This window comes from Undibacterium sp. GrIS 1.2 (genome assembly GCF_040544435.1).
GTDB lineage: Bacteria > Pseudomonadota > Gammaproteobacteria > Burkholderiales > Burkholderiaceae_D > Undibacterium.
On sequence record NZ_JBEONP010000127.1, the window covers coordinates 1 to 2,613 of the forward strand.

2 protein-coding genes are annotated in these 2,613 nt (G+C 47.3%); both read right to left on the reverse strand.

The window, feature by feature from the left end:
* Positions 1-24: 24 nt before the first annotated feature.
* Positions 25-201 (reverse strand): hypothetical protein, encoded by a 177-nt coding sequence (locus AAKU61_RS22360; RefSeq protein ID WP_354335815.1) that lies wholly within the window; start codon positions 199-201, stop codon positions 25-27.
* A 241-nt stretch (positions 202-442) separates the two neighbouring features.
* A complete protein-coding gene (locus AAKU61_RS22365; protein ID WP_323493023.1) occupies positions 443-1,825 on the reverse strand; it encodes an NAD-dependent succinate-semialdehyde dehydrogenase in 1,383 nt (460 codons plus the stop codon).
* Between the last annotated feature and the right edge of the window lie 788 nt (positions 1,826-2,613).

The window sequence follows — 2,613 nt, forward strand, 5'->3', positions numbered from 1 at the left end:
TGGACGCCCAAACTCCGTCCGTAGTCAGAAAGTTCCTGCATAAATGATCGGGGTTGGGGTACTTTTTACTTCAACTTTTAAGTGCACCAACGCCGTTTGAAGTGCACCAACGCCGGCTACCGAGGGAATCAGCGCGACACGCCGTTCATGTACTTGGGTTTCTTTTAATACGGCAACGTTGACATACATCAGATTATCCAATTCCTTGGGTCAAACATGGATCGGGCTATCGTCACTTACTTTTCGTCAGAGGAAATTTTTACTAGACCACGCTTTGTCTAGCGGGACAAATCATTAGAATTTTGTCCAATGTGTAGAAGCTGTTGAGCGAATGTGTCGTCTGAAAGTAATAGAAGATTTGAGGGATTTGGCAATACGCCCGCGCGCAAGTATTAATGTCAAAACCTAGACCTTCATACTTGCAACCGGATTCTGCGATCGATCAAACCGGTGCAGCGTGATCCGCAATACGAACAAGTTTCTTATTGACGAACTCTTGTATTCCCATGTTGCCCAATTCGCGTCCGTAACCAGAATATTTGATCCCGCCGAACGGTAGTTCTGCATCTGACCAATCGAGGTTATTGATAAACATCATGCCCGTATCGACTTGGCTTGCAACACGCTTACCGCGAGCTATGTCTTTGGTGAATACAGACCCGCCCAGACCAAAGTCGGAGTCATTTGCCAGTGCGATTGCGGCAGCTTCGTCCTTGACGCGATAAAAGGAAACGACTGGACCAAAAAATTCATCACGGAACGCTGGATTATCTGGTTTGATGTCCGTCAGGATCGTGACTTCCATAAAGGAGCCTGGACGGGCAAGACGCTTGCCACCCATCACAAGCTTGGCGCCGTGTTTCACTGCGCTATCGACCTGCTGTAGTAATTGAACCAATGCCGCCTCGGTCGACAGAGGACCGTGCGTCGTTGCTTCATCCATCGGATCACCGGGTTTTAATCCAGACAATGCCGACGAAAATTTCTCCAGAAATTCATCCGCAATAGAATCCATCACAATGAAACGCTTAGCTGCGCAACAGGTTTGTCCACCGTTATACATCCGCCCCCAGACCGCCCATGGAATCGTTTTTTCCAGATCCGCATCATCCAGCACGATAAACGCATCGCTGCCACCGAGCTCCATTGACGTCTTCTTCAGATTTTGTCCGGCACGAGCAGCAACCGTCCGCCCTGCCGCAACGCTACCTGTTAATGCCACACCTTTGATACGAGGATCGTCAATCACAATGTCTGACTGTTTATGCGTGATCAGCAGATTCGTATAGGCACCTGCCGGCGCGCCAGCGTCAATCCACAGCTGTTCAAACGCTATCGCGCATTGCGGTACGCAGCCCGCATGTTTTACCACTAATACATTACCAGCCATTAATTGCGGACCAGCGACACGTGCAAGTTGGTAATAAGGGAAATTCCACGGTTCAACGCAAAACAGCACGCCAAATGGACTGCTCTCCATATGTGCCTCACCGACTTTGGGATTGAGCTTCACCGGCTTCAAAAAGTCTTCTGCATGATCGGCGTAATACGACAGGATATCTGCACTAAATTGCACTTCCCCACGCGCTTCATCGATGCGTTTGCCCATTTCCAGCGTCGCCAGTTTTGCGAAATCATCCACACGCGCGTGAAGTAATTTTGCCGCTTTTTTTACGATCGCTGCGCGCTCTTGATAACTGGTCTGTTTCCAAGTCTGGAAACAGGATTCAGCACTAGCCAATGAACTCTCAAGTTGGGTTTTACTTAAATGCTCAAATGTTTTGAGTGTCTTGCCGTCATTCGGATTGATACTTTGATAGGACACGATGGAAACCTCTTTCTATGGAATTTATAAACGTTGCGTTGCTCGCAGAATTGCGATGGACGGTCATTTACAAGGCCAATCTATTTTCTGATAATGCGCCTTGACGAGATTGCTCTCAGTTCGATAGCGCGCTTACCGCTTAGGAGAAAATATACAAAAGAGAATGAGTTATACGAGTTAAGTAAAAATAAGTATGTAGCGTCACCAGCACAATAAACTTATGCGCCTGTACCGTACCCGAACGTAGTGCGTTGAAGTTCAACAAAATTAATAAAGCGGCACCCTCTGAAGGGTGCTCTAGATAAAAACCTCGTCCATCCTCAGACATCTGCGCAAAAAGTACATGTCGCATCGGTGTTTCGATTCTATCGGCAATTACTCGCCTGTTAAGGCTCTTCCAAACATTGCCTATAGAAAAATGATCGTAGCGTCGTCATTATTGCAATTAATTTGATTTCCAAATTATTAGTCGACCATGATCCTATTGACTCAGTGCAATAATGAGAGAAGCAAGAGACTTCCGAGATCAAGGTCTCTGGATCTGATCATCCTCAGGCACAACAAACACTGTTAGTGACGAATAGGCGACCGCTGAACGAGCAAGTGACGACAACTTATTTATGCTCTTTGACCTCTTCAAACTCCGCATCAACCACATCATCTGACTGTGCTTCCTGCTTAGACGAGTGGGAGGCAGAATCGTTGCTTGCTGCGCCGGAATGCTGAGCAGACTGTTTTGCAGCCGCATTGGCTTGCATCTTATCTCCCAACTTTTGTGCTGAGCTGGA